Source organism: Thetidibacter halocola (assembly GCF_018224955.1).
GTDB classification, from domain to species: Bacteria; Pseudomonadota; Alphaproteobacteria; order Rhodobacterales; family Rhodobacteraceae; genus Thetidibacter; species Thetidibacter halocola.
Genome location: NZ_JAGTUU010000001.1, coordinates 395,543 through 418,440 on the forward strand (window position 1 = coordinate 395,543; position 22,898 = coordinate 418,440).

Annotated in this window: 22 protein-coding genes and 1 pseudogene; 13 read left to right on the forward strand and 10 right to left on the reverse strand. The window is 66.8% G+C overall.

The annotated features are described in order from the left end of the window. Positions 1-69 precede the first annotated feature (69 nt). Both KB874_RS01695 and KB874_RS01700 read right to left on the reverse strand, forming a co-directional pair. On the reverse strand, positions 70-435 hold the full coding sequence (locus KB874_RS01695) for an RES family NAD+ phosphorylase (RefSeq protein ID WP_212534802.1): 366 nt from the start codon (positions 433-435) through the stop codon (positions 70-72). 482 nt (positions 436-917) lie between these two features. Further along, positions 918-1,688: an ABC transporter permease gene (locus KB874_RS01700; protein WP_212534803.1), complete on the reverse strand. Its 771-nt coding sequence runs from the start codon at positions 1,686-1,688 to the stop codon at positions 918-920. A gap of 111 nt (positions 1,689-1,799) precedes the next feature. On the opposite strand from KB874_RS01700, the gene KB874_RS01705 reads away from it, so the two are divergent. Beyond that, entirely contained in the window at positions 1,800-3,905 is a 2,106-nt protein-coding gene (locus tag KB874_RS01705) for a 4Fe-4S binding protein (RefSeq protein WP_428849220.1), read from the forward strand. Next, positions 3,902-4,771, forward strand: coding sequence for an FAD:protein FMN transferase (locus tag KB874_RS01710; protein ID WP_212534805.1), 870 nt, complete (start codon positions 3,902-3,904; stop codon positions 4,769-4,771). The genes KB874_RS01705 and KB874_RS01710 overlap by 4 nt, the downstream gene beginning before the upstream one ends. A gap of 176 nt (positions 4,772-4,947) precedes the next feature. On the opposite strand, the gene KB874_RS01715 is transcribed toward KB874_RS01710, so the two are convergent. The 6 genes from KB874_RS01715 to pedF form a co-directional block, all read right to left on the reverse strand. Then, a complete protein-coding gene (locus KB874_RS01715; RefSeq protein WP_212534806.1) occupies positions 4,948-5,739 on the reverse strand; it encodes an FAD binding domain-containing protein in 792 nt (263 codons plus the stop codon). Between the two features lie 99 nt (positions 5,740-5,838). Beyond that, the gene (locus tag KB874_RS01720; protein WP_212534807.1) at positions 5,839-8,202 is read right to left on the reverse strand and encodes a xanthine dehydrogenase family protein molybdopterin-binding subunit; all 2,364 of its coding nucleotides are present in this window, start codon (positions 8,200-8,202) and stop codon (positions 5,839-5,841) included. 99 nt (positions 8,203-8,301) lie between these two features. Then, complete coding sequence (locus KB874_RS01725; RefSeq protein WP_212534808.1) at positions 8,302-8,787, reverse strand: (2Fe-2S)-binding protein; 486 nt, start codon at positions 8,785-8,787, stop codon at positions 8,302-8,304. A gap of 73 nt (positions 8,788-8,860) precedes the next feature. Continuing rightward, the gene (locus KB874_RS01730; RefSeq protein WP_212534809.1) at positions 8,861-9,385 is read right to left on the reverse strand and encodes an SRPBCC family protein; all 525 of its coding nucleotides are present in this window, start codon (positions 9,383-9,385) and stop codon (positions 8,861-8,863) included. 85 nt (positions 9,386-9,470) lie between these two features. Continuing rightward, positions 9,471-10,388 carry a substrate-binding periplasmic protein gene (locus KB874_RS01735; RefSeq protein WP_428849226.1) on the reverse strand — a complete coding sequence of 306 codons (918 nt, stop codon included), beginning with the start codon at positions 10,386-10,388 and terminating at the stop codon, positions 9,471-9,473. Positions 10,389-10,423: 35 nt separating this feature from the next. Further along, positions 10,424-11,113: a cytochrome c-550 PedF gene (gene pedF / locus KB874_RS01740; protein ID WP_212534810.1), complete on the reverse strand. Its 690-nt coding sequence runs from the start codon at positions 11,111-11,113 to the stop codon at positions 10,424-10,426. A gap of 175 nt (positions 11,114-11,288) precedes the next feature. Here pedF and KB874_RS01745 point away from each other — a divergent pair, with 175 nt between their 5' ends. The 6 genes from KB874_RS01745 to KB874_RS01770 all read left to right on the forward strand — a co-directional run bounded on the left by KB874_RS01745 (position 11,289) and on the right by KB874_RS01770 (position 16,221). Further along, a complete protein-coding gene (locus KB874_RS01745; protein WP_212534811.1) occupies positions 11,289-12,461 on the forward strand; it encodes an ABC transporter substrate-binding protein in 1,173 nt (390 codons plus the stop codon). 75 nt (positions 12,462-12,536) lie between these two features. Beyond that, the gene (locus tag KB874_RS01750; RefSeq protein WP_212534812.1) at positions 12,537-13,499 is read left to right on the forward strand and encodes a YVTN family beta-propeller repeat protein; all 963 of its coding nucleotides are present in this window, start codon (positions 12,537-12,539) and stop codon (positions 13,497-13,499) included. 26 nt (positions 13,500-13,525) lie between these two features. Further along, on the forward strand, positions 13,526-13,990 hold the full coding sequence (locus KB874_RS01755; RefSeq protein WP_212534813.1) for a hypothetical protein: 465 nt from the start codon (positions 13,526-13,528) through the stop codon (positions 13,988-13,990). Between the two features lie 129 nt (positions 13,991-14,119). Next, positions 14,120-14,833 carry an ABC transporter ATP-binding protein gene (locus KB874_RS01760; RefSeq protein ID WP_212534814.1) on the forward strand — a complete coding sequence of 238 codons (714 nt, stop codon included), beginning with the start codon at positions 14,120-14,122 and terminating at the stop codon, positions 14,831-14,833. Continuing rightward, entirely contained in the window at positions 14,830-15,621 is a 792-nt protein-coding gene (locus tag KB874_RS01765; protein ID WP_212534815.1) for an ABC transporter permease, read from the forward strand. The genes KB874_RS01760 and KB874_RS01765 overlap by 4 nt, the downstream gene beginning before the upstream one ends. Positions 15,622-15,690: 69 nt before the next feature. Beyond that, the gene (locus KB874_RS01770; protein ID WP_212534816.1) at positions 15,691-16,221 is read left to right on the forward strand and encodes a tetratricopeptide repeat protein; all 531 of its coding nucleotides are present in this window, start codon (positions 15,691-15,693) and stop codon (positions 16,219-16,221) included. A gap of 18 nt (positions 16,222-16,239) precedes the next feature. Here the strand turns inward: KB874_RS01770 and KB874_RS01775 are convergent, their stop codons facing one another. After that, entirely contained in the window at positions 16,240-16,893 is a 654-nt protein-coding gene (locus tag KB874_RS01775) for an ABC transporter ATP-binding protein (protein ID WP_212534817.1), read from the reverse strand. A gap of 3 nt (positions 16,894-16,896) precedes the next feature. Beyond that, a complete protein-coding gene (locus tag KB874_RS01780) occupies positions 16,897-17,862 on the reverse strand; it encodes an ABC transporter substrate-binding protein (protein WP_212535304.1) in 966 nt (321 codons plus the stop codon). 159 nt (positions 17,863-18,021) lie between these two features. Between KB874_RS01780 and KB874_RS01785 the strand changes: the two genes are divergently transcribed. The 5 genes and pseudogenes from KB874_RS01785 to KB874_RS01805 all read left to right on the forward strand — a co-directional run. Next, on the forward strand, positions 18,022-18,423 hold the full coding sequence (locus KB874_RS01785; RefSeq protein WP_212534818.1) for a c-type cytochrome: 402 nt from the start codon (positions 18,022-18,024) through the stop codon (positions 18,421-18,423). A gap of 200 nt (positions 18,424-18,623) precedes the next feature. After that, positions 18,624-19,109: a hypothetical protein gene (locus KB874_RS01790; RefSeq protein ID WP_212534819.1), complete on the forward strand. Its 486-nt coding sequence runs from the start codon at positions 18,624-18,626 to the stop codon at positions 19,107-19,109. A 118-nt stretch (positions 19,110-19,227) separates the two neighbouring features. Further along, entirely contained in the window at positions 19,228-20,994 is a 1,767-nt protein-coding gene (locus tag KB874_RS01795) for a PQQ-dependent methanol/ethanol family dehydrogenase (protein ID WP_212534820.1), read from the forward strand. Between the two features lie 321 nt (positions 20,995-21,315). After that, positions 21,316-22,440 (forward strand): DUF6623 family protein, encoded by a 1,125-nt coding sequence (locus KB874_RS01800; RefSeq protein WP_212534821.1) that lies wholly within the window; start codon positions 21,316-21,318, stop codon positions 22,438-22,440. A gap of 33 nt (positions 22,441-22,473) precedes the next feature. Continuing rightward, positions 22,474-22,797: pseudogene (locus tag KB874_RS01805) on the forward strand (DUF6623 family protein); the annotation flags it as partial. Between the last annotated feature and the right edge of the window lie 101 nt (positions 22,798-22,898).

Sequence of the window (22,898 nt, forward strand, 5' to 3'; positions counted from 1 at the left end):
CTTGAATCCGCCCAGTGCGCCAAGGCGGTCGGCCTTGGACGCGCGTTTTGACACAGGCATGCCCCTCCGTCAAAGCCCTTCGACTGTGAACTCCGCCGATCCGGCCCAGACAAGCCGCCACCGTGCGCCGGGGCGGACGTTCTGCACGATGCCCCGATCGAAAGCGACAAGGCAACGCCCGCCGGGATGATGGACGGACGGGTAGACCAACCCGCGATGCCCATCGCCGCGCAAGTCGCGCGCCAAGCGCTGTCCTGCCGGGTAACCGGTTGCCGTGTCGGGATCGAGTGCAGGATGCGACTGACCGTGCAGGTCGGGAAAGTCACCGATGAAGTCCGCCAGCAACCCGACGTAGCGGGCCTCATGCTCGAAACGCCCGACGTAACCCAGTTCGCGGGTGCGGTGAAAGCCGACCTCCTGCGCGCTGGTCAGCATGTCCCATCGTCGTCTCCCTTGTCGGTTCAAGGTCTCACAACCTAAACCTTCTCCGAAGATCGGCGATGACCGCCAGCGTCACCCACGGCCGCGCGCTGCGCTACGCCGGAGGCTCCGCGCGCGGCCTCTTACACCGTCACCCGGGACATTGCCGTCGCGCTTGGACGCACGGAACACCGTGTGGCGCGCGGCCGTGTTCCGTCGCCCGTCGCTCGACCTCGTGCGCGTCGCAGACCGAGGCGAAAGGGTGGCTCTATGCGGCTGTGTCCAAGACGGTCTGTTTGTCGTTCCCGAGTGCGGAGGGCGCCTGGATATCAGGTGTGCGGGGTGAGGTGGCGGCCTCAAAGTCGCGGAGGCCCGTAGTCCACACCCATTATTAGCCATTGATCTCCACAGACCCATTTGGGTGACATCGTGGTCGACATCGGTCATATTTTGTTGGGTTTTTGACGGATTTTGGCAGTCCCTCCGGGCCTACCATCTTACGTCCCGGCCTGCGCGCGCCGCCAGGCTGTTGCGCGCCGTTCCCAGCGCTGCACGAGGCCGTATTCGATGGCCAGCATCACGGCGGTGAAGCTGAGCGCATAGGCCAGCACGGACGCCGTATCGAACATCTGGAAATACAGGTGGATCTGGAACCCCACCCCGTTCGAGCGGCCAAGGAACTCGACCACCAGGACGATCTTCCAGATCACCGCCAGCCCGCTGCGGGTCGAGGCGGCGACAAAGGGCATCAGCTGCGGCCAGATCACGTGGCGCAGCCGCGCCAGCGGCGACAGGCGGTAGACGCGCGCCATCTCGGACACCTGCGGGTCCATCGCGCGCACGCCCTCGCGGATCGTCACCGTCACCATCGCGGTCTTATTAAACGCGACCGCGACGATGGCCGCCACCTCGTTCAGCCCGATCCACAGGTAGCACAGCACGATGATCACCAGCGCGGGCAGGTTCAGGAACACCGTCACCCAAGGGTCCGCCCAGCGGTTCAGCCGCGGCATCAGGCCCAGCACGATCCCCAGCGCACAGCCCACGCCCATCGCCAGCGCAAAGGCCATGACCACGCGCCACAGCGTCCAGGACATGTGCAGCCACAGTTTACCACTGGCGGATTCGCGCGCCACCACCTCGGCCACGACCCAGGGCTGCGGCAGGATCGAGGGGTCGCCCCCCGCCCAGGCGGCCAGGATCCAGACCCCGACAAGCCCCGCCAGAGAGATCGCCGCAACCGGCAGCGCGCCGTCCCGTTCCGCCATGATGGATCCTCCCTGCAGCCAGCCTATACCGCGCGGGGGGCGCCCGCCAATCCTCCCCCCACCAAGGTCGCATTCACCGGCGCGAGGCCCCCGCCTAACCTGCCGCGCATGATGTCCCGGCTGCTTTCCGTCCTGCTGTTGATCCTGGCCGCCGCCCTGCCCGCGCGGGCCGAACCCGTCGACGTGGAAACGCTGTCCAGCCACATCTTTGCACCCATGTCGCTGGGGTCGCAGATCTCGGACGACGGGGTGTATGAGCTGCTGAATTCCGGCGGCGCGCATGCCGGATACGTTTTCCAGACCGAACCCATGGCCCCGCTGCCCGGCTTTTCCGGTGCGCCGATCAACATGCTGGTGGTGCTGGACCTCGACGGGCGCTTCCTGGACGTCAAGCTGCTGAACCACAACGAGCCGATCTTTGTCAGCGGGCTGGGAGAGGCGCCGTTCCACGCCTTCATGGAGCAATACAGGGGCCATTCGATTTCCGACAGCCTGGTGGTCGGCACGCCTTATGGTGGCGGGTCCGAGGGCAGCGGGCTGGTCTATCTCGACGGCGTGACCAAGGCTACCGCCAGCGTCCGAATCGCGCATGAATCGATCCTCGCCGCCGCCCTTCAGGTCGCGCGCGAGAAGATGGGCGGCGTGGCCAGCGGCCCGCCCGCCTTTCCCGACCCGACGGTCGACGAGGCGCTGACCTGGGATGACGCGGTGGCGCAGGGTCTCATCACCCGCCACACCGTCAGCAACGCCGAGGTGCAGGCCCTGTTTGCCGGCACGGTCTGGGACGATGACGACCCGGACGCACTGGACGAGCCCGAGGCCCCCTATCTCGACCTCTGGATCGCCGACCTTGGCCCCCGCTCCATAGCACGCGCCGTGCTCGCCCCCGGCACGCTGGCCGAACTTGACCGCTTCACCGAGATCAGCACCTTCGACGAGCCGATCCTCGTTGTGGAAACCGCGCGCCACGGCCTTGTCTCGCCCGATTTCGTGCGCAACACCGCGCCGGACTGGATCGGCGCGGAACAGAACGGCTTTCCCATTGCCCTGCGCGACGCCGACCTGTTCGTCGAACTGTCGCCTGACGCCCCCGAGGCGCTGCATGACGGGCGCGCGCTGATCCTGCGCACCGACCGGCGGTTGGGCTTCGACCCGGCCGCACCCTGGACGGTGAATGTGCAGTCGGTGCGCGAACACGGCATGTTCCAGCCCGAGATCGGCCATGTCACCCTGACCGCCCAACACCAGACGCCAGAGCGGTTTTTCACCCGCCCCGGCGTGGTCGAACGCCTGTCCCCCTTCGAGGAAGCGATCCGCAACCGCGAGGGCGACCTGATCGTGCTGGCGGGTTTCCTGACCCTGCTGCTGCCAGTGCTGTTCTTCGCCCAATCGCGCCTGGCGGGGCTGCGCGCCTTCACGCCGGTGCGCCTGATGATCCTCGCGGGCGTTCTGGGTTTCGTCGGCTGGTGGGGCCAGGGGCAGTTGTCCATCGTCACGCCGCTCGCCGCGCTGCAAACGGCGATGGCGGGCGGCAGTTTCGCCTTCCTGCTCTACGATCCGTTCGGGCTGCTGGTCTGGGCGGGCGCCATTGCGGGCTTTGTCCTCTGGGGGCGCGGGCTGTTCTGCGGCTGGCTTTGCCCCTTTGGCGCGATGCAGGAATTCGCGCATCACCTCGGCCGCCTGCTGCGCCTGCCGAAATGGGAGCCCTCGCGCGCCTGGGACCAGCGGATGAAGAAGGTGAAATACCTAGCCCTCTTCGGTCTGGTCGCCGTGACCGTGATCCGCCCCGAACACATGGACAAGGCCGCCGAGATCGAACCCTTCAAGACCGCGATTACCACCTTCTTCCTGCGCGAATGGTATTACGCCGCCTATGCCGCGCTCTGGCTGGCTCTGGGGATGTTCGTGTTCAAGGGCTTCTGCCGCTATCTCTGCCCGCTGGGCGCGCTGATGGCCATCGGCGGGATGCTCCGCTTGCGCCGCTGGATCCCGCGCCGGATCGAATGCGGCAGCCCCTGCCAGCTTTGCGCCGTGAAATGCCAGTATGGCGCCATCCGCAAGACCGGCGCGGTGCAATACGACGAATGTTTCCAGTGCCTCGACTGCGTGACGATCCATGACGACGAGACGCGCTGCGTGCCGCTGATCCTCAAGGGCCGCTCGGGCCAGCGCCGGCCTCGCGCCACGGGCCACCCCAACACGGTGCCAGCAGAATGAGACGCCGCCGTTTCCTGACCCTCGCTGCCGCCTTCGCCTGTGCCCCGCGGCTCGCCCATGCCAACACCTGGCAGGGCCGCGCGCTGGGGGCAGAGGTCTCGGTCACGCTCAGCGGCCCGCGCGAGGCGACCGAAACCGCGCTGGCCGCGATCCCCGCACGGCTGGAGCAGGTCGAGCGCCTGTTCAGCCTCTACCGCGCCGACTCGGCGCTGGTCCGGCTGAACCACCGCGGACGGTTGACCACGCCCCACCCGCTGTTCGCCGCGCTGATGGATCTGGCCGACCATGCCCACAGGCTTAGCGGCGGCCTGTTCGATCCGACGGTGCAGCCGCTCTGGCAGGCGCTGGCCCGCGGAGAAGACATCGATGCGGCCCAGAGGGCCATTGGCTGGGCCCGCGTCACAAGCGGCGGAGGCATCACCCTCGGACCAGGTCAGGCGCTGACCCTGAACGGCATCGCGCAAGGCTTCGCCACCGACCTCGTGACGAAGGATCTGCGCAGGCAGGGCTTTGTCCGCGCACTGGTCGATATCGGCGAGCAGGTGGCATTGGGAGGGCCTTACAGGCTCGGCCTTGTCGATCCGGAATACGGTCTTGTCGGCCAGCGCACGCTGACCGCCGGCGCCATCGCCACATCCAGCCCCGGCGCGCTTCGACTTGGCGAGGCCACACATATCCTGTCTCCCGACGGCCGCCCGCCGCTCTGGTCCACGATCAGCATCGAGGCGCCAACGGCCACGCTGGCCGACGCGCTATCGACCGCCGCCGTCTTCATGGACGAACCCGCGTTGAGAGCCCTCAAAAGCCGCGCTGCCCTGCACAGGATCACCGCGGTCGCGTCGAACGGCGATCTCCTCACGCTCTGAGGCTTCTACTGGTTCCAAATACTCCGGGGGGTGAGGACCGGTCCGCGCAGCGGCAAACCTGCCAGCAGCAGGTTTGAGGTCCGCACGAGGCGGAGCCCCGAGGCGCCACGGACCCGCCAAAAGGATATCCCCCGGGCGTTTCCACCCGGGGGATTCCACAAGCAGCAATCCGACGATCAGTGCGCGGCGGCAACCGCCCGCTTCGTCATCACGCCGACCAGGTGCGCCCGGTAGGCGCCTGTGCCATGCAGGTCCGAGATCATGCCATCGGCCGGAACCGTCAGCCCCGCCAGCGCGTCGGGCGAGAACTTCGACGACAGCGCCGCCTCGGCCTCGGTCCATCGGAACACCCCGCCTTCGGAAGCGCCGGTCACCGCGACGCGGACGCCATCCGCGTATTTCGCCACGAAGACCCCCGTCAGCGCAAAGCGCGATGCAGGCTGCTCGAACTTCATGTAGGCGGCCTTTTCCGGGATCGGAAAGCGGACCTCGGTGATGATCTCACCCTCGTCCAGCGCGGTCGTGAACATGCCCTGGAAATAGTCGTCCGCCGCGATCTGGCGCTTGTTTGTCACCACCGTCGCGCCCGAGGCCAGCACTGCGGACGGGTAACAGGCCGAGGGGTCGTTGTTGGCCAGCGACCCACCGATCGTGCCGCGGTTGCGCACCGCCGGATCGCCGATATTGCCCGCCAGCGCCGCCAGTGCCGGGTAATCCGCGGCCGCCTCGCGGGCCACCACCACGTGCTTCGTGCCGCCGCCGATCGCCAGCTTGCCATCATCGGTCTTGCACACGCCCTGGATCTCGGCCAGCCCGGACAGGCTGACCAGCACCGAGGGGCTGGACAGGCGCTGCTTGAGCGTCGGGATCAGGGTCTGGCCACCGCCCAGCGGCAGTGCCTCGTCCTGGGCCAGGGCCTCGATGGCGTCCGCCACGGTCGCGGGCCGCACCACGTCGAATGAATACATCTTCTTGTCCTCCCTTGGCAGACAGGGACCACTGCCCCTTCATCTTGCCAGATAAACTCCGGGGGTCCGGGGGCAGAGCCCCCGGTCCTGTCCTCTGGATCAGCCGTGCATCGCCGCCCAGACGCGTTGCGGCGAGGCGGGCATGTTGATGTGCTCAACCTTGTGGCCGCCCGATTGCAGCGCGTCGATCACCGCGTTGATCACGGCAGGCGGCGAGCCGATGGCCCCGGCCTCGCCGCAGCCCTTCACGCCAAGCGGGTTGTGCGTGCAGGGCGTGGCGCAACTGTGGTCCACGCTGTAGAACGGCACGTCGTCGGCGCGCGGCATCGCGTAGTCCATATAGGACGCGCTCAGCAGCTGGCCGTTCTCGTCATAGGCGCAGCTTTCCAGCAGCGCCTGACCGATCCCCTGGGCAAGCCCGCCATGGACCTGGCCCGAGACGATCATCGGGTTGACGATGTTGCCGAAATCGTCCGCCGCCGCGAACCGCTCGATCGTCACCTTGCCGGTCTCGGGGTCAAGCTCGACCTCGCAGGCATAGGCGCCGGCCGGGTAGGTAAAGTTCGACGGATCGTAGAAGGCCGTCTCCTCAAGCCCCGGTTCGAGGTCTTCCAGCGGGTAGTTGTGCGGAACGTAGGCCGCCAGTGTCACATCGCCCCAGGCCACCGACTTGTCGGTGCCCGCGACGCTGAACTTGCCGTCCTTCAGCTCGATATCGGCCTCGGAGGCTTCCAGAAGATGCGAGGCGATCTTCTTCGCCTTGTTGATGATCTTCTCGGTCGCCCGGACCATGGCCGAGCCGCCGACCGCCAGCGAGCGCGAGCCATAGGTGCCCATGCCCATCGGGATCTTCGACGTGTCGCCGTGCACGATGTCGATCATCGATTCGTCGATGCCCAGCATCTCTGCCACCACCTGCGGGAAGGCCGTTTCGTGACCCTGACCATGGCTGTGGCTGCCGGTATAGACGCTGATCGTCCCGGTGGCATTCACCCGGACCGTGGCGCTTTCGTACAGGCCCGCACGCGCACCCAGCTGCCCCACAAGGTTCGACGGCGCGATGCCGCAGGCCTCGATGTAGCAGTTGACGCCAAAGCCGCGCAGCTTGCCCTTCGCCTCGGACGCCTTGCGGCGCGCGGCGAAGCCCTTGATGTCGGCCATTTCCTCGAGCTTGTTCATCGTCGCGTTGTAGTCGCCCGTGTCATAGACCACGGCGACCGGGGTCTGGTACGGGAACTCGGTGACGAAGTTCTGCCGGCGCAGCGCAATCGGGTCGACGCCCAGTTCGCGCGCCGCCTTGTCGATCACCCGCTCCAGCTGGAAGGTCGCCTCGGGACGGCCTGCGCCGCGATAGGCATCAACCGGCACGGTGTTGGTGAACACGGCCTTCACGTTCACGTAGATGTTCGGCGTCTTGTAGTTGCCAGCCATCAGCGTGCCATGCAGCCAGGTCGGAACCGACGGCGCGAAGGTGGACAGGTAGGCGCCCATGTTCGCCAGCGTCTCGGTGCGGATGGCGACAAAGTTGTTGTCCTTGTCCAGCGCCAGCTCGATCTTGGTCACGTGGTCACGGCCATGCGCGTCCGACATGAACGCCTCGGAGCGCGATGCCGTCCACTTGACCGGGCGGTTGATCTTCCGCGCGGCGAAGGTGACAAAGGCCTCTTCGGCATAGTGGAAGATCTTGGTGCCGAAACCGCCGCCCACGTCGGGCGCCACAACGCGCAGCTTGTGCTCGGGGATGCCGAGGACGAAGGCGCCCATCAGCAGCCGGATCACGTGCGGGTTCTGGCTGGTGGTGTAGAGCGTGCTCTCGTCATTGGCGCGGCTGTAATCGCCCACGGCCACGCGCGGCTCCATCGGATTCGCGACAAGGCGCTGGTTCACCAGCTCCAGCGTCGTGACGTGCGCGGCGTTCTTGATCGCCTCGTCCACGGCGCCCTTGTTGTCCTCGACGAAGCCCCAGTCGTAGCAGAGGTTCGAGCCGATATCGTCATGCACCAGGGGTGCGCCGTCGCCCAGCGCGGCCTTCATGTCGACGGCTGCGGGCAGTTCCTCGATGTCGAGCACGATCGCCTCGGCGGCGTTGCGCGCCTCTTCGAGGCTGTCGGCCACCACGGCGGCGATGGGATCGCCCACGTGACGCACCTTGCCCTGCGCGAGCACCGGGTGACCCGGCTCCTTCATCGGCTGGCCGAACCGGTCGGTGACCTGCCAGCCGCAGGGCAGACCGCCCACGCCCTCGAAATCCTTGCCGGTGAAGATGCGGACGACGCCCGGCATCTTCTCGGCGTCCGAGGTGTCGATCCTGTTGATCTTTCCATGCGCCACGTCCGAGCGCAGGAAATAGCAATAGGTCTGGCCGTAGACGTTGATGTCGTCGGTATACTGACCGGCTCCGGTCAGGAAGCGGACGTCCTCGCGCCGCTTCGGGCTTGCGCCGATGCCATGATCCTTCGGCATTCTCGTGTCCTCCCTAAGGGTCGGTGCGTATCGGAACGCACCCTGTATCTGTCTGTGTTCAGTCGGCAGGGTGCGCGCGGACACGCACCGCTGTGCAAATCACTCGGCGGCGATGCCGCTGACGTCCTGGCCCGATGCGGCCATGATCGCCTTGACGATGTTGTGGTAGCCGGTGCAGCGGCAGATGTTGCCTTCCAGGTAATCCCGGATCTCGTGCTCGGTGGGCTTGGGGTTGTCCTTCAGCAGGGCTGCCGCCGACATCACCATGCCCGGCGTGCAGAACCCGCACTGAAGCCCGTGATGGTCCTGGAAGGCCTGCTGGATGACCCCGAGAGAGCCGTCTGCATTGGCCATGCCCTCGATCGTCGTCACCTCGGAGCCCTGCGCCTCGGCGGCGAACATGGTGCAGGCCTTGATCGCCTCGCCGTTCACGTGGATCACGCAGGCGCCGCACTGGCTGGTATCGCAGCCCACATGGGTGCCCGTCAGCCGCAGCTCCTCGCGCAGGAACTCGGTCATCAGCGTATTGCCCTTGACCGACTTGGTGACGGATTTCCCGTTCACCGTCATCGTCACTTCCGTCATCGTCTTCCTCCCTGGAAATTCCTGTTGTCCCTGCCCCGCGCATCGGCCGGGGCCTCAATCCATCCGTCGTCCGTCAGGACACGATCCGTTTCAGCCAGCTTTTCTTCTTGGTGCCGTCACCCTCGGCGCCCGCCTCGGGCGCGGCGTCGGGATCGGCCGGCCCCTCGACCGCCTGCTGGAAATTCTCGAAGAACTGGTCGGCCATCTTCTTGGCGAAGCCGTCGATGATGCGGCTGCCCAGCTGCGCCAGCTTGCCGCCGACCTTGGCCTCGACGTCGTAATGCAGCATCGTGCCGGCCTCGGTCGGCTCCAGCCGCACGGTGGCGCCGCCCTTGGCGAAACCGGCAGCCCCGCCCTTGCCCTCGCCCGACAGCGTCACCAGGTTGGGCTCGTCCATGTCCGACAGAGTGACCTGGCCCTTGAAGGTGGCCTTCACCGGCCCGACCTTCTGCACCACGGTCGCCTCGAAGCCTTCCTCGGCGCTGCCCGCCATCTCGGTGCAGCCAGGCACGCAGGCCTTGAGCACTTCGGGGTCGAGGATCGCGGACCAGACCACTGACTGCGGGGCCTTGATCTCTCGGGAATCGCTCATCTGCATGGGTGTGTCCTCATTCTCGGGCGCCAGCCTAGGCGCGCCGCCCCAAGGGGCATATTAGACCAATGGCCATAGCGGGCCACGCATTTCACCATTGCGGCGGATGATGCGTCAGCCCGTAGGCCTCGAAGATGCCGGCGATGCGACCGTCGGCCAGGGCCTCGGTCACCGCATCGCCCACGGTGTATGCCAGCGGACGGTAGGCGAAATGCACCGCAAGGCCTAGCGTCCATTTCGATTTCGCCAGGCCCGGCAGCGGCGGTTCATGCACCGCCACCCCCTCGCCCGCGAAGAACTCCAGCTGGGCCAGCGGCCCCATCGCGGCCATGACCTCGCCCGCGTTCAGCGCCGCCATCGCGGCCTGCATCGTGGGATAGCGCCGTACGCCCGCCGCCGTCTGACCGCCGGCGAAACCCGTCAGGTAGAAATCCGAGATCGCGTCGTTCTCGACGGCAACCGTGTCGAACCGGAAATAGGCCGGCACCGGGCCGCCATCGGGATAGTCGGCCTCGCGATAGGCGATGGCGATGCGTTCCTCCTGGTATTGGCCCGGAAAGACCACCTGCTCGACCCGGCACTGGAAGGTGCTGTCATAGGGCATGCGCAACATCGCGTTCGACACCGCGCCGCCCACGACCGGCCCCTTCCAGATGTTGTTGAGAAGGTCCGCCTCGAGGTTCTCGCCCGCCGCGACGAAGTGAAAGCGAGGCTCGACCCCGACATACTCGGCCACCAGACGCGCGATCTCGACATCGATGCCGCGCGGCTGGCCCTTGTCTTCCCAGCTGTAGGGGGCGAAATCCTCATACAGCGCAAAGGTCATGAAACCGCGCTCGACGATCGCGTCCAGGTCCTGCCCCACGATGTCGCGGCTGGCATTCTGTGGCCTCGCCTGCGGCACCCAGTCGGCGCAGGGATCGGCCGCCAGCGCGGGCGACATCGTCAGAACCAGCGCCAGGCCCGCGCGCATCATCCCGCTGCCAAAGCAGCGCAACACCCCCTGCATCACCGTCACGCTCTCCCCTTCGGTCCGACCTGCGCTCAGTGTGCCGCGGAAAGCCCGATGGTCAAGGCCTCTGCCGCCTGCCGGAACCCGTCCTGCGAGCCGTCGATCAGAACGGCGGCGCGGCTGGCGGCGCTGTCGGCCACCGGCGCGCCGGACAGGGTCGCGATCCCGGCGGCGATCTCGGTCAGCTGGGCCTTCATCCCGTCGCTGTCCGCGCCCGAGGGATCCTCGGACCAGGCGACCAGCGTGTCGCGCATGCCCTTCAGCTCGTCCGCCACCTCTTCCATGCTGGCATCGTCGGGGCGCGTCTCGATGTAGGTGCGGATCGCCCAGGCGGCCTCCTGCCCCAGCAACTCGCCGAAGGCCGGCATCTTGGTGATGCCGTTCTGGGTATAACCGACGCGGAATCGCTCGACATACCACTCGTCGCCATATTCCTCGGCCTCGAGAAAGCGCAGGTCGGGGGCCAGCCCGCCCGAGATCACCTCGAGCCCGTGGCACCGCGCGCAGTTCTGGTTGTAGCCCGAGGCGCCAATCTTGACCGCGGCGGCCCAGACTTCTTCACCCGCCGCTTCGGCGCGGTAGGGGTTCTCGGTCAGCCATTCCTCGCCCACCGTGGGCAGGCCTGCGGTATCGACCGCCTGCGGGGCCACGTCGCCATGGGCGAAGGCCAGCGCGGGGGCCAGGATGAGCGCGGCCGCAGCCGTGGTGATGATCGATTTCATGACATGTCCTCCCGGATCGTGTCCGTTCCCGTTGCCATGGTGATACTGCACACCGCCGTCGCGCGGCCATTGGACTTTCGTGGCGCGCGGGCGGCGCGGCCGGACAATCCGGGCAGACATTGGTCGTATTGAGCCCCGTCCCCCCGTGCATACAGTCACCCCAAGGGAGGACAGGATGACGCGTATCCGCACGACGATCGCGGCGCTGCTTGGCGCCGCCCTTGCCCTTGCCGCGCCCGCGATGGCGCAGGAGGTCAGGGTCCAGTATCTGAAACAGGCCGTGCCACAGCCGCCGGTCCTGTCGAATCTCGACCCGATCCCCGAGAATCTGGGACTGCAAGGCGCGATCCTGGGCCTCGAGGACAACCGCACCACTGGGCGTTTCCTGGGGCAGGACTGGATTCTGATGACCGAAACCGTGCCCGAGGACGGCGATTTCCTTGTGGCGATGCGCACGGCGCTGGCGCAGACCGACCTGCTGATCCTCGACGCGCCCGCCGCGACCCTGCTCGCCGCGGCCGACCTGCCCGAGGCGGCGCAGGCGCTGATCCTGAATGCCGGCAGCCCTGAGACGGCGCTGCGCGGGGCCGAGTGCCGCGCCAACGTGCTGCACACCCTGCCCTCGCGCGCCATGTTGGCCGATGCCCTGATGCAGTTCCTCGTGACCCGCCGCTGGGATCGCCTCGCCCTGATCGAGGGCGAAGGGCCGGGCGACGCCGACCAGGCCGCCGCCCTGCGCGCCAGCGCCACCAAGTTCGGCCTTCGCATCCGGATGGAAAAGACCTGGTCCTTCGACGCCGACATGCGCCGCAACGCCAGCCAGGAAGTACCGCTGTTCACCCAGGACCTTGGCGAATATGATATGCTTCTGGTGGCCGACGAGGCGAACGATTTCGCCCGCTACATCCCCTTCAACACCTGGCTGCCCCGCCCCGTCGCCGGCGCCGAGGGGCTGCGGCCCGTGACCTGGGACCGGGTGATGGAGCAATGGGGCGCCGCGCAGCTGCAATCGCGCTTCCTCGAACTCGCGGGCCGCCCGATGCTGGACCGCGATTACGCCGCCTGGGCTGCGATCCGAGCCATCGGCGAGGCGGTGACGCGGACAAAGGCCACCGACGCGCCCAGCTTGCGCGCCTACATGCTGGGGCCGGACTTTGAGCTGGCGGGCTTCAAGGGTCGCCCGATGACCTTTCGTAACTGGAACGGACAGATGCGCCAGCCGATCCCGCTGGTCGATCGCGGCGCACTGGTGGCACAGGCCCCGCTCGAAGGCTTCCTCCATCCGCGCAGCGAACTCGACACGCTGGGCCTCGATCAGCCGGAATCCGGATGCGAGGCCTTCGAATGACCCTTCATCTTGCCCGCTAAACTCCGGGCTCCGGGGCAGAGCCCCGGTCCCGCCCCCGCTACAAGGACCGACGCCATGAAATCCGCGCCGCTGATCGCCCTCCTGCTCCTCGCCGCGCCGGCCGGTGCCGACGAGATCTGGGTCACGAACGAAAAGGACGACACGATCAGCGTGATCGACATCGCCACGCTCGAGGTCGTGCGCACCATCCCGACGGGCGAACGCCCTCGCGGCATCACCTTCAGCCACGATTACTCCGTGGTCTACATCTGCGCCTCGGACAGCGATGCGGTGCAGGTGATGGACCCGGTGACAGGCGAGATCCTGCACGACCTGCCCTCGGGCGAGGACCCCGAGCAATTCGTCCTGCACCCCGACAACCGCCACCTCTACATCGCCAACGAGGACGACGCGATCACCACCGTGGTCGATGTCGAGACCCGCAGCGTGGTGGCCCAGATCGACGTCGGCATCGAGCCCGAGGGCATGGCCGTTTCTCCCGACGGAAAGATCGCCATCACCACCTCGGAAACCACCAACATGGCGCATTGGATCGACACGGAAACGCGCCAGCTGTTTGCCAACACGCTGGTCGACTCGCGCCCTCGTCACGCCGAGTTCGTCAAGGACGGGACCGAGCTCTGGGTCAGTTCCGAGATCGGCGGCACGATCACCATCTTCGACGTGGCGACGCAGACCGAAAAGGCCAAGATCGCCTTCGAGGTGCCGAACATGCATCCCGATCGGGTGCAACCGGTGGGATTCGAGTTCACCAACGGCGACACGCATGCCTTCGTCGCTCTGGGGCCGTCGAACCACGTCGCCGTCGTCAATGCCGAGACCTACGAGGTCGAGGACCTGATCCTGGTGGGCCGCCGGGTCTGGCACATGGCCTTCAACGCCGACCGCTCGTTGCTGTTCACGACGAACGGGGTCTCGGGCGACGTGACGGTGGTCGACGTGGCACGGCGCGAGGCGCTGAAATCCATCAAGGTCGGCCGCTTTCCCTGGGGCGCGGCCTTTCGCCCAGCCCAGTGACGTCCACCGACAGGAAAGGAACCGCCATGATCCGCAGACTGCTTGCCGCCTCGGCCCTGTGCCTGCTGCCCGCCATCGCCGCTCTGGCCGACAGCCATGCCACCGCCGATGACGACGACACGGGGTTCGGCCTTGCCGGCCTGCTGTCCGCCGGCAACAAGGCCGATCTCGAGCCGATCCAGTTGTCGGCCGGGATGCCGCTGACCTCGGCACCCTGGGTGCTGAAATCCGGCACCTATTACGAGTTCGAGATCCAGGGCGACGGCAGCCAGGAACTCGGGCTGGTCGGGCCGGAATTCTTTCGCGCCATCTGGATCGACGAGATCGTCGTCGAGGGACTGGAGATCCGGCCCCTGGGATTGGACAGCATCGAGTTCGACGAGGCAGGCGAGATGGAGATCGGTTTCATCGCGATCAAGCCCGGCCGATACTACCTGAAGGTGCCCGGCAGCACGGGCGAGACGCAGCGGCTGGAGATCGTGATTGAATGAGCATCTCGGTGGCAAGCGCGGCATGGGGGCTCTGCCCCCGCCCCTTCGGGGCTCCCCCGGAGTTTATCGGGCAAGATGAAGACGGGACCGGGGTTTTGACGCCACGCGGCAAGGCGCGAGTGTGAGGGCATGAGCCTTTCCGTCCAGGAACTGTCCTTTTCCTATGGCGCAAAACGCGCGCTGGACGCGGTGTCCTTCGAGGCCGCGCCGGGCCGGTTCACCGCCTTGCTGGGGCCGAACGGGGCGGGCAAGTCGACGCTGTTCTCGCTATTGACGGGGCTGTTCGTGGCGCCCTTGGGGCGGATCGTAGTGGCCGGGCATGACATGGCCAGCGCGCCGCGCGCGGCGCTGGCGGCGATGGGCGTGGTGTTCCAGCAGCCGACGCTGGATCTGGACCTGAGCGTGCGGCAGAACCTGCGCTACTTCGCGGCGTTGCATGGCTTGTCGGCGCGGGTGGCGGATGCCCGGATCGACGCCGCGCTGGACCGTCTGGACATGCGCGAGCGCGCCGGGGAAAAGGCGCGCGCGCTGAATGGCGGGCACCGGCGGCGCACCGAGCTGGCGCGGGCCCTTCTGCACGAGCCGCGCGTGCTGTTGCTGGACGAGCCGACCGTGGGACTGGATGCCGCCGCGCGCGCCGCGATCACCGTGCATGTGCACGATCTGGCGGCGGGCGGACTGACCGTGCTGTGGGCGACGCACCTGACGGACGAGGTCCTGCCGGATGACGACCTGATCCTGCTGCATCGCGGCAAGATCGAGGCCGCGGGGCGCGCGGGCGACCTGCATGGCGCAATGCCGCTGAAGGACTGGTTCCTGACCCGCACCGGAGAGCCCGCATGACCCGCTGGAGCGTGGCCTTTGGCGCCATCGCCTCGCGCGAGGTTCTGCGTTTCGTGCACCAGCGCGAGCGGTTCCTCGCCGCCTTGGTGCGGCCGCTGGTCTGGCTGCTGGTCTTTGCCGCCGGGTTCCGCGCCGCGCTGGGCCTCGCGATCACGCCGCCCTACCAGACCTACATCCCCTACGAGACCTACATCCTGCCGGGCCTGTGCGGGATGATCCTGCTGTTCAACGGCATGCAATCCTCGCTGAGCCTCGTCTACGACCGGGAAACCGGCTCGATGCGCCTTCTGCTGACTGCACCACTGCCACGGGGCTTCCTGCTGTTCGCGAAACTGTGCGGCGCGACCTTCATCGGCATCCTGCAAGTCTATGCCTTTCTCGGCATCGCCGCGGCCTTTGGCGTGGATGCGCCCGCCTGGGGTTATCTCGCGGTGCTGCCGGCGCTGGTGCTGGCGGGGCTGATGCTGGGCGCGCTGGGGCTGGCGCTGTCGTCCTTCATCAAGCAGCTCGAGAATTTCGCCGGGGTGATGAATTTTGTCATCTTTCCAATGTTCTTCCTCAGCTCGGCGCTCTACCCGCTGTGGAAGATGGCTGAAAGCTCGCGGCTGCTGCACGACATCTGCCTCGCCAACCCGTTTACTCATGCGGTCGAGCTGATCCGTTTCGCGCTCTACCTGCAATGGAACGGCTGGGCGCTCTTGTGGACCGGGCTGGCGACGGTCGCCTTCATGGCGCTGGCGCTGTGGGGCTATGATCCGGCGCGCGGGCTGGTGCGGCGCAAGGGCTGAGGGATACGACCATCGCGGTGCTGCGCGGCATGCCCCACCCGTGCTAGTCTGGCCGAAAGGAGACCGCTCATGCGACCGACCCTGACCCTTTTCTGCCTGCTCTGCGCCGCGCCGTTGCTGGCCGAGGACTATGGCACGCTGAATCCCGAGGAGATGACCTGGGGCAGCAACATTGCCAAGCTGGAACGGGGCGAGATCACCATGCCGCTTTGCGCCAGCGGCTACATGATGACGAAATCGGGCGACCACGACACTGCGCGCAAGATCTTCGAGGCCTGCGCCGCCGCTGGCTATACCGGCACGATGACCTGGATGTCCTACATGGAAAACAACGGCTTCGGTGGCGACTACAACCCGGACGCGGCCGCCGACTGGGATCGCCTTGCGGCGGAACGCGGCGACCCGGTGGGCCTGTTCAACCACGGGCTGAACCTGCTGCGCGGCCATGGCATCGCGCGGGACGAGGCCGAGGGCAAGCGCATGGTGGAGACCGCTGCAGAGGCGGGGCTGGACATCGCGCAGGCGCTGATCGCGGCGGAGTGGGACCTGGACGCGGTGACGCCAGACGCTGACAACTGGCGGTATGCGCCGTCCTTCTGAGCGACGGCTTGCAGGGGCTCAGCCAGTCTGCTGCGACGCCGCCAGCCGGGCCGGGTTGCCCTCCAGCAACAGGATGCGGTCCGCGAGGCGGCGCGCCTCTTCGGGCGCATGGGTGACCAGCAGCGTCGTGACCGTGCGCTTGGCGCGCAGCCGCTCGAACAGGCTCATCATCTCGTCCGCCAGCGCCGCGTCCAGTGAGACGAAGGGTTCGTCCATCAACAACAGGTCCGGCTCGCCGGCAAAGGCGCGGGCCAGCGCTATGCGGCGCTGCTGACCCAGGCTGAGTTGGCCGGGAAACCGGTCGCCGCGCCCGCCCAGACCCACCTCGGCCAAGGCAACCTCGGCCTTGTCAGCGGAAATGCGCAGCGGGATCAGCAGGTTGTCGCGCAAGTTGCGCCAAGGCAGCAAGACCGGTTCCTGAAAGACCATCGCCAGGCGTGCAGGCCGGTCGACCTGGCCGCGATGGCGCGTCTCGATCCCGGCGAGGACCCGCAGCAACGTGGATTTTCCGATGCCCGAAGGGCCGGTCAGCGCCACCGTCTCGCCCCGGCCCAGCGTCAGGTCGATGGGCCCGAGGATCGGCGTACCGCCCAGGCTGAGCCCGGGCAGCGACAGGCGCGCGACCGCGTCGCGCGCCGGGGCTGTTGCGTCATGCACCAGACGCAAGGCCATGGATCACGAACCCGGCTGCACGAACAGGCCCGCAGGCAGGTCCGTGGCATCGCCCACCAGTTCGGTGCCGCCCAGCTCGGCCATCAGGCGCAGCATCTTCGCCGCGGCGGCCTCGTCGACGGGACCTGGGGTCGGGATGCCCGCGCGATAACCCGCCTTCAGCGCGGAGAATTGCGCATCGTTCGCGGCGTTCATCAGCGGACGCAGGCGGTCCCACTCGGCATCCGAGTTGGCCAGCAGGTCCTTGGCGTCGCGCGAGGCGCCCGCCAGCGCGTCGACCAGCGCAGGATTGTCGCGCAGCATCTCGCCTTTCAGGACATAACCCAGCAACGGTGTCTGCGGATCCAGCCCCAGCGCAATGGCGGCCTCGTCCACAGTAACCAGCGGCCGCATCCCGCCGGCCTCCATCTTGGCCAGGAAGTGCCAGAAGTTGATCGCGCCGCCCAGTTCGCCCTGCAGCGCGGTCTTGAAGATCAGCGGCGGCGCGCCAAAGACCTGCTCGGTTTCGGCGGCCAGGTCCATGCCGTGCTCCTGCTGGGCATAGGCGCGCAGGATCAGCCAGGACTTGTCCAGCGGGCTGCCGGCGATTCCGATCTTTGCGCCCTTGAGGTCGGCCAGCGACTTTGCCGGGGAATCGCCCGGCACCATCAGCGCGCCGACCGCCCGGCTATAGGGAATGAAGACGTAATCATGCCCCGCCGCGCGCTGCCGCGCGACCCAGAGCCAGTCCGACACGATCACGTCCGCCGCGCCGCCCTGGAAGGCGACCTGCGCCGCAGGTCCCCCCGCAACGCCCTGCACGTCCAGCGAGAACCCGCGAGCCGTGTCGAAGCCGTTGTGCTTGATCGTGTCCAGTTCCCAATTCACCGTGCCGGATTCCAGCACCGCGGCGCGCAGCACCGGCACCTCTGCCAGCGCCAGCGACGACGTCGCGACAAGCGCGGCAACCGCCGCGCGGATGGTTTGCATCATAGCCATGTTGTCCTCCCGAACTTCGACATGACCCTATCAGCCCGGCGGCTGCGCTGAATACGACCATTGGACAGGGCCACCGTTGATCTGGATCAACACCGCGTGACGCTGCACGGGCCTAGCCTGCCCTCGTATCGCAACCAAAGGAGAGACCCCATGACCCGCCTGCTGAGCGCCGCGCTGTGCCTTGTCGCCCTGCCCGCCTTCGCCGACACGTTCGAACAGGTCAAGGTTGCGGCGGGCCAGAGCCTGTTCGAGGCCGAATGCCGCCGTTGCCACGCCACGGATTCCAGCGACCCGTCCTATGGCCCGCCGCTCGAGAACGTGCTGTATCGCGCCGCGGGAAGTGTTGCGGATTACGACTATTCGATTGCGCTCGAGGCCTCTGGCATCGTCTGGACCCCGGCCGCCCTGCGCGCCTGGATGGAGGACAATGACGGCTTCATGCCCGGCACCAAGATGCGCCATGTCGGCATCGAGGACCGCACGGTGCAGGACTTCATCCTAGCCTACCTCACGTCCATCAGCCCGCAGGACAACCGCGCGATCCAGAAATGATGCCGCCGCGCCCGGAGTGGTTGCGCCGCTCTGCGCGATCGGGTTGACCGCCCGGCGGACCCGGGGTTTGCATCAAGGTGCCCGCAACCAGAAAGTCGCAGAGGGGCGCCATGCCGAATGACAGTGCGAGCCCGGAACCGGGCGTCAGGCCGCCTCCAGACCCGCTTCCCGCAGGGGTTTCGGTCTGGCGGTACCAGTCGATGCCCCGGCTGCTGCGCCGGGGCAATCTGCGCGACCAGTACGATTTCCATCCCTCTGGCCTCGTGGTCTTTTCCTGCGCCGATCCCGATTGGCCCGTGCTGTTTCAAGCGGGCGAAGGCGACACCCACCGGTTCAGTGCGTCGCCCGACACGATTCGCCGGCTCATCGGCGTCCTGCGCGATCACGTCCCGCCGCTCGAGGCGGCGCGCCGGCGGATGCCCCGGCGCTGGGGCCTGTTCCCGCCAAGACCGCACCTGTCGTGCATCGAGGTCGGCGATGATATCCGCGTCACCTTTGAGCGCGGACGGTGGGGCATCCAGAAAAAGGGACTCTGGATGGGTGTGCACCGGCTGCACACGGCAGAGTTGCAGGCCCTGGCGGACGTTCTGGCACACCTGATCGGCGCGGACCGCCCCGGTTCCGACGATTCGGTTGAGGATGAGTCGGGTGATTCTCCTGCCATCCTGTCAAGTCGCCAGAAGTAGTACGACCCAAGTCGCGTATCGCCCCCGACCTTGCCCCGTATACTCCAGCCCCAGACCGGCCCCGACTGCCGCTTGCAGCCGAGACCATACCGAAGCCTTGTTCATGGGAGGAGACAGAATGAACAGATTCGTCGCCGCCGTCGCCCTGAGCCTGCTCGCCGCTACCGGCGTCCAGGCCAACGTGACGGAAGATATGCTGGCCAACGACCAGGCGAGTGCCGCCGATGTCGTCACGAACGGCATGGGTCGTCACCTGCAGCGGTATTCGCCGCTCGAAACCCTCAACAAGGAGAATGTCGGCAACCTCGTTCCCGCCTGGGCCTTCAGCCTCGGCGGCGAAAAGCAGCGCGGCCAGGAAACCCAGCCGCTGGTGCATGACGGGATCATGTACATCACCGGCTCGTATTCGCGGATGTATGCCATCGACGTGAAGACCGGCCGCGAGCTCTGGCAATACGACGCCCGCCTGCCCGAAGGCATCCTGCCCTGCTGCGACGTCATCAACCGCGGCGCAGCGCTCTGGAACGACAAGGTCATCTTCGGCACGCTCGACGCGCGCCTGGTAGCTCTGGACGCCAAGACCGGCGATGTGGTCTGGAACAAGAAGATCGCCGACTATAAGGCGGGCTATTCCTATACCGCCGCGCCGCTGATCGTGAACGGCCTCGTCGTGACCGGCAACTCGGGCGGTGAATTCGGCATCGTCGGCGAAGTGCAGGCCCGCAATGCCGACACCGGCGAGCTGGTATGGACCCGTCCGGTGATCGAGGGCCACATGGGCACACTCAATGGCCAGGAATCCACCATGACCGGCACGCTGAACGCGACCTGGCCGGGCGACATGTGGAAGACCGGCGGCGGCGCCACCTGGCTGGGCGGCAGCTATGACGCGCGCACCGACACGTTGATCTTCGGCACCGGCAACCCGGCGCCCTGGAACAGCCACCTGCGCAATGCGGGCACCCCGACGGACGGGAATGCAGGCGACAACCTGTATGCGGCCAGCCGCATCGGCATCGACCCGGCCACCGGCGAGATCAAGTGGCATTTCCAGACCACCCCGCGCGAGGGCTGGGACTATGACGGCGTGAACGAGGTCGTGGCCTACGACGCCCGCGACGGCAGCCAGCGCCTCGCCACCGCCGACCGCAACGGCTTCTTCTACGTGCTCGATGCGGCGGATGGCGGCTATGTCGGCTCTGTGCCCTTCGTCAAGGACATCACCTGGGCAAGCGGCATCGACGAGAACGGCCGCCCGATCTTCATCGAGGAAAACCGGCCCGGCAATCCCGCCGCGGCAGCCGATGGCAAGAAGGGCGATGTCGTTTTCTCGTCGCCCGGCTTCCTCGGTGGCAAGAACTGGATGCCGATGGCGTTCTCGCAGCGCACCGGCAATTTCTACGTCCCCTCGAACGAGTGGGGCATGGATATCTGGAACGAGCCGGTGACCTACAAGAAGGGCGCGGCCTACCTGGGTTCGGGCTTTACCATCAAGCCCAACTACGAGGACCACATCGGCAGCCTCAAGGCGATCGACCCCGACACGCTGGAGGTCAAGTGGGAGGTCAAGAACGAGGCTCCGCTCTGGGGCGGCGTGATGACCACCGCCGGCGGCCTGGTGTTCTACGGCACGCCCGAGGGCGAGTTCGTGGCGCTGGATGACGAGACCGGCGAACAGCTGTGGTCCTTCCAGACCGGCTCGGGCATCGTCGGGCAGCCGGTGACCTGGGAACAGGACGGCGAGCAGTATGTATCGATCGTGTCCGGTTGGGGCGGCGCGGTGCCGCTCTGGGGTGGCGAAGTGGCCAAGAAGGTCAACTACCTCAACCAGGGTGGCATGGTCTGGACATTCCGCCTGCCCAAGGAACTGGCCTCGGCCAACTGATCCCTCGCGGATCGAAACCAGAGCGCCCGGCGGTTTCCGTCGGGCGTTTTGGTTTTTTTGAGCCCATGGCCGCGCCCTGCTCAGGCCGGGCGCGCAGCAAGCACCTGTTACCCTCTCTTTCAAACCGCGAGAGCATCCGATCGATATTTCCACCCTTGGTTGATATGCGTCAAATTCATCCGCCGGAATGCGGCCCATAGTGCCCAAGCGCTTGCCCGGATCGGGGCGCGGAAACGGGCCAGGTTTCGATCGGCCCCGTGAATTCCGGTCATCGGGCCCGCACCGCGGCGCAGACTCAAGATCGCCCGCATGGAGGACAGGATGCCCGAAGAAGACACGCTCTTTACCGACGAGGAATTGCAGGACATCAGCACCGCGGCCGCGCTTGCGGCGGCGGGATGTTCCGCCGTATCCGCCGCGGCCGCTCCGACCTGCTGGGCGGTGGCCGGCGGTGCGATCAGCGCCTTGTACACGGCGGACTGGATCTGGGACAATCTCGTGCCTGATGCGGTCAAATCCTTCATCTACGACCACGTGGCGGCCGAGGGTGTGTTCGACTGGCAGACCCTCTATGACCCGATCTACAAGTTTTGCGTCGAAAGCCATGCGAAGGCTGTGCTGTCGGTCGATGCTGCCTGGGCCGAGATGCACGGCCAGCCGCCCGGGCCCTCACCCGCCGGGGCGTTCCTGAACGACTGGGTCAACCGAAACGGCTGGCGCAAGGCAGTCGAGGTCGATTTCAAGGTCGACGGCAAGATGCGCTGGATGAAGCTTCGCCCCGACCTGGGCCCCTGGGTGATCGAGTGGGGCCCAAGCATGCCGAAACGCGCCGACACCGGAGGCAAGGAGGCCTTTGCGAAGACGATCGTCAACATCCTGACGGCGCACCGGCTGTCCGTCCTTCAGCGCGCGGTGCAGGAAACGCTGGTTTTCACGGCGCTGTCGCTGACCGGCACGGCGTGGAAGGTCTATGCTGGCCCGGTCCGCGAAGCGGTTTGGGTGCATGGCAGTTCTGTCACGCCCGAACGCCGCGGCGACCTGTCTGCGGCGCAGGTCTTTGGCAGTGGCGCGCGCTATCACGCGAAACCGGGACAGCGGGCCTGGTTTCACGTCCAGGTGCCCACGCCTGCGCTGATCGACGACATCCGCCCGGTCTGCACCAAGATATTCCTGATGTTCCAGACCAGCGGCGCGCGGATGGAGGCGCTTCATGTCTATGACGGCGCACACAGGGTCGCGCAATTCGATGACCTCGCTTTCGATGGCGATCATCACATCGGTTTCGACGCGGCCAACGCCCGGCTGCTCTTTCCCTGCCCGACGATCCAGAGCGGGTTGAGCCTGTCGTCGCTGATTCATTTCGGTCCGGGCGTTGCCTCCGGACAGAGCACGGATCCCTGGGTGCACTTCACGACCGCAGGGGCGGATTTCAATCGTTCGGCCTGAGCGCCGCGACAACCGAAGATACGGAGCGATACCATGATCAAGCGTGCAGTCTGGGTTCACGGCAACGCCGTGGTCGCCGAACGCCCAAAGGACCTGACCGAGGAAATCCGGATCGGTTGGGGCAGCAAGTTCCAGCTGCGGGCCGGGACGAGGAACTGGTTCCATGTCTCGATTCCGACACCTGTCCTGATCGACGATGTCCGCCCGAAACTGGCGCGGGTCTTTGTGCTGTTCAAGACATCCAAGCCGGAAAGCGGCGGTGTCTTCATCGGCTCGACCCTGGAAAAGCTGCACGTCTATGACGGTCACAATCGCGTCGCTGCGATCACCGGAATGCGCACCGGGAACCACGCGAACGCCATCGACAGCGCCAACACCTGGGAATTCGACGCGCCGCTGTCGATCTTCAGCGGGCTTGGACTGTCGATGGAGATCAGCGCGGCACAGGTCGGCACGGA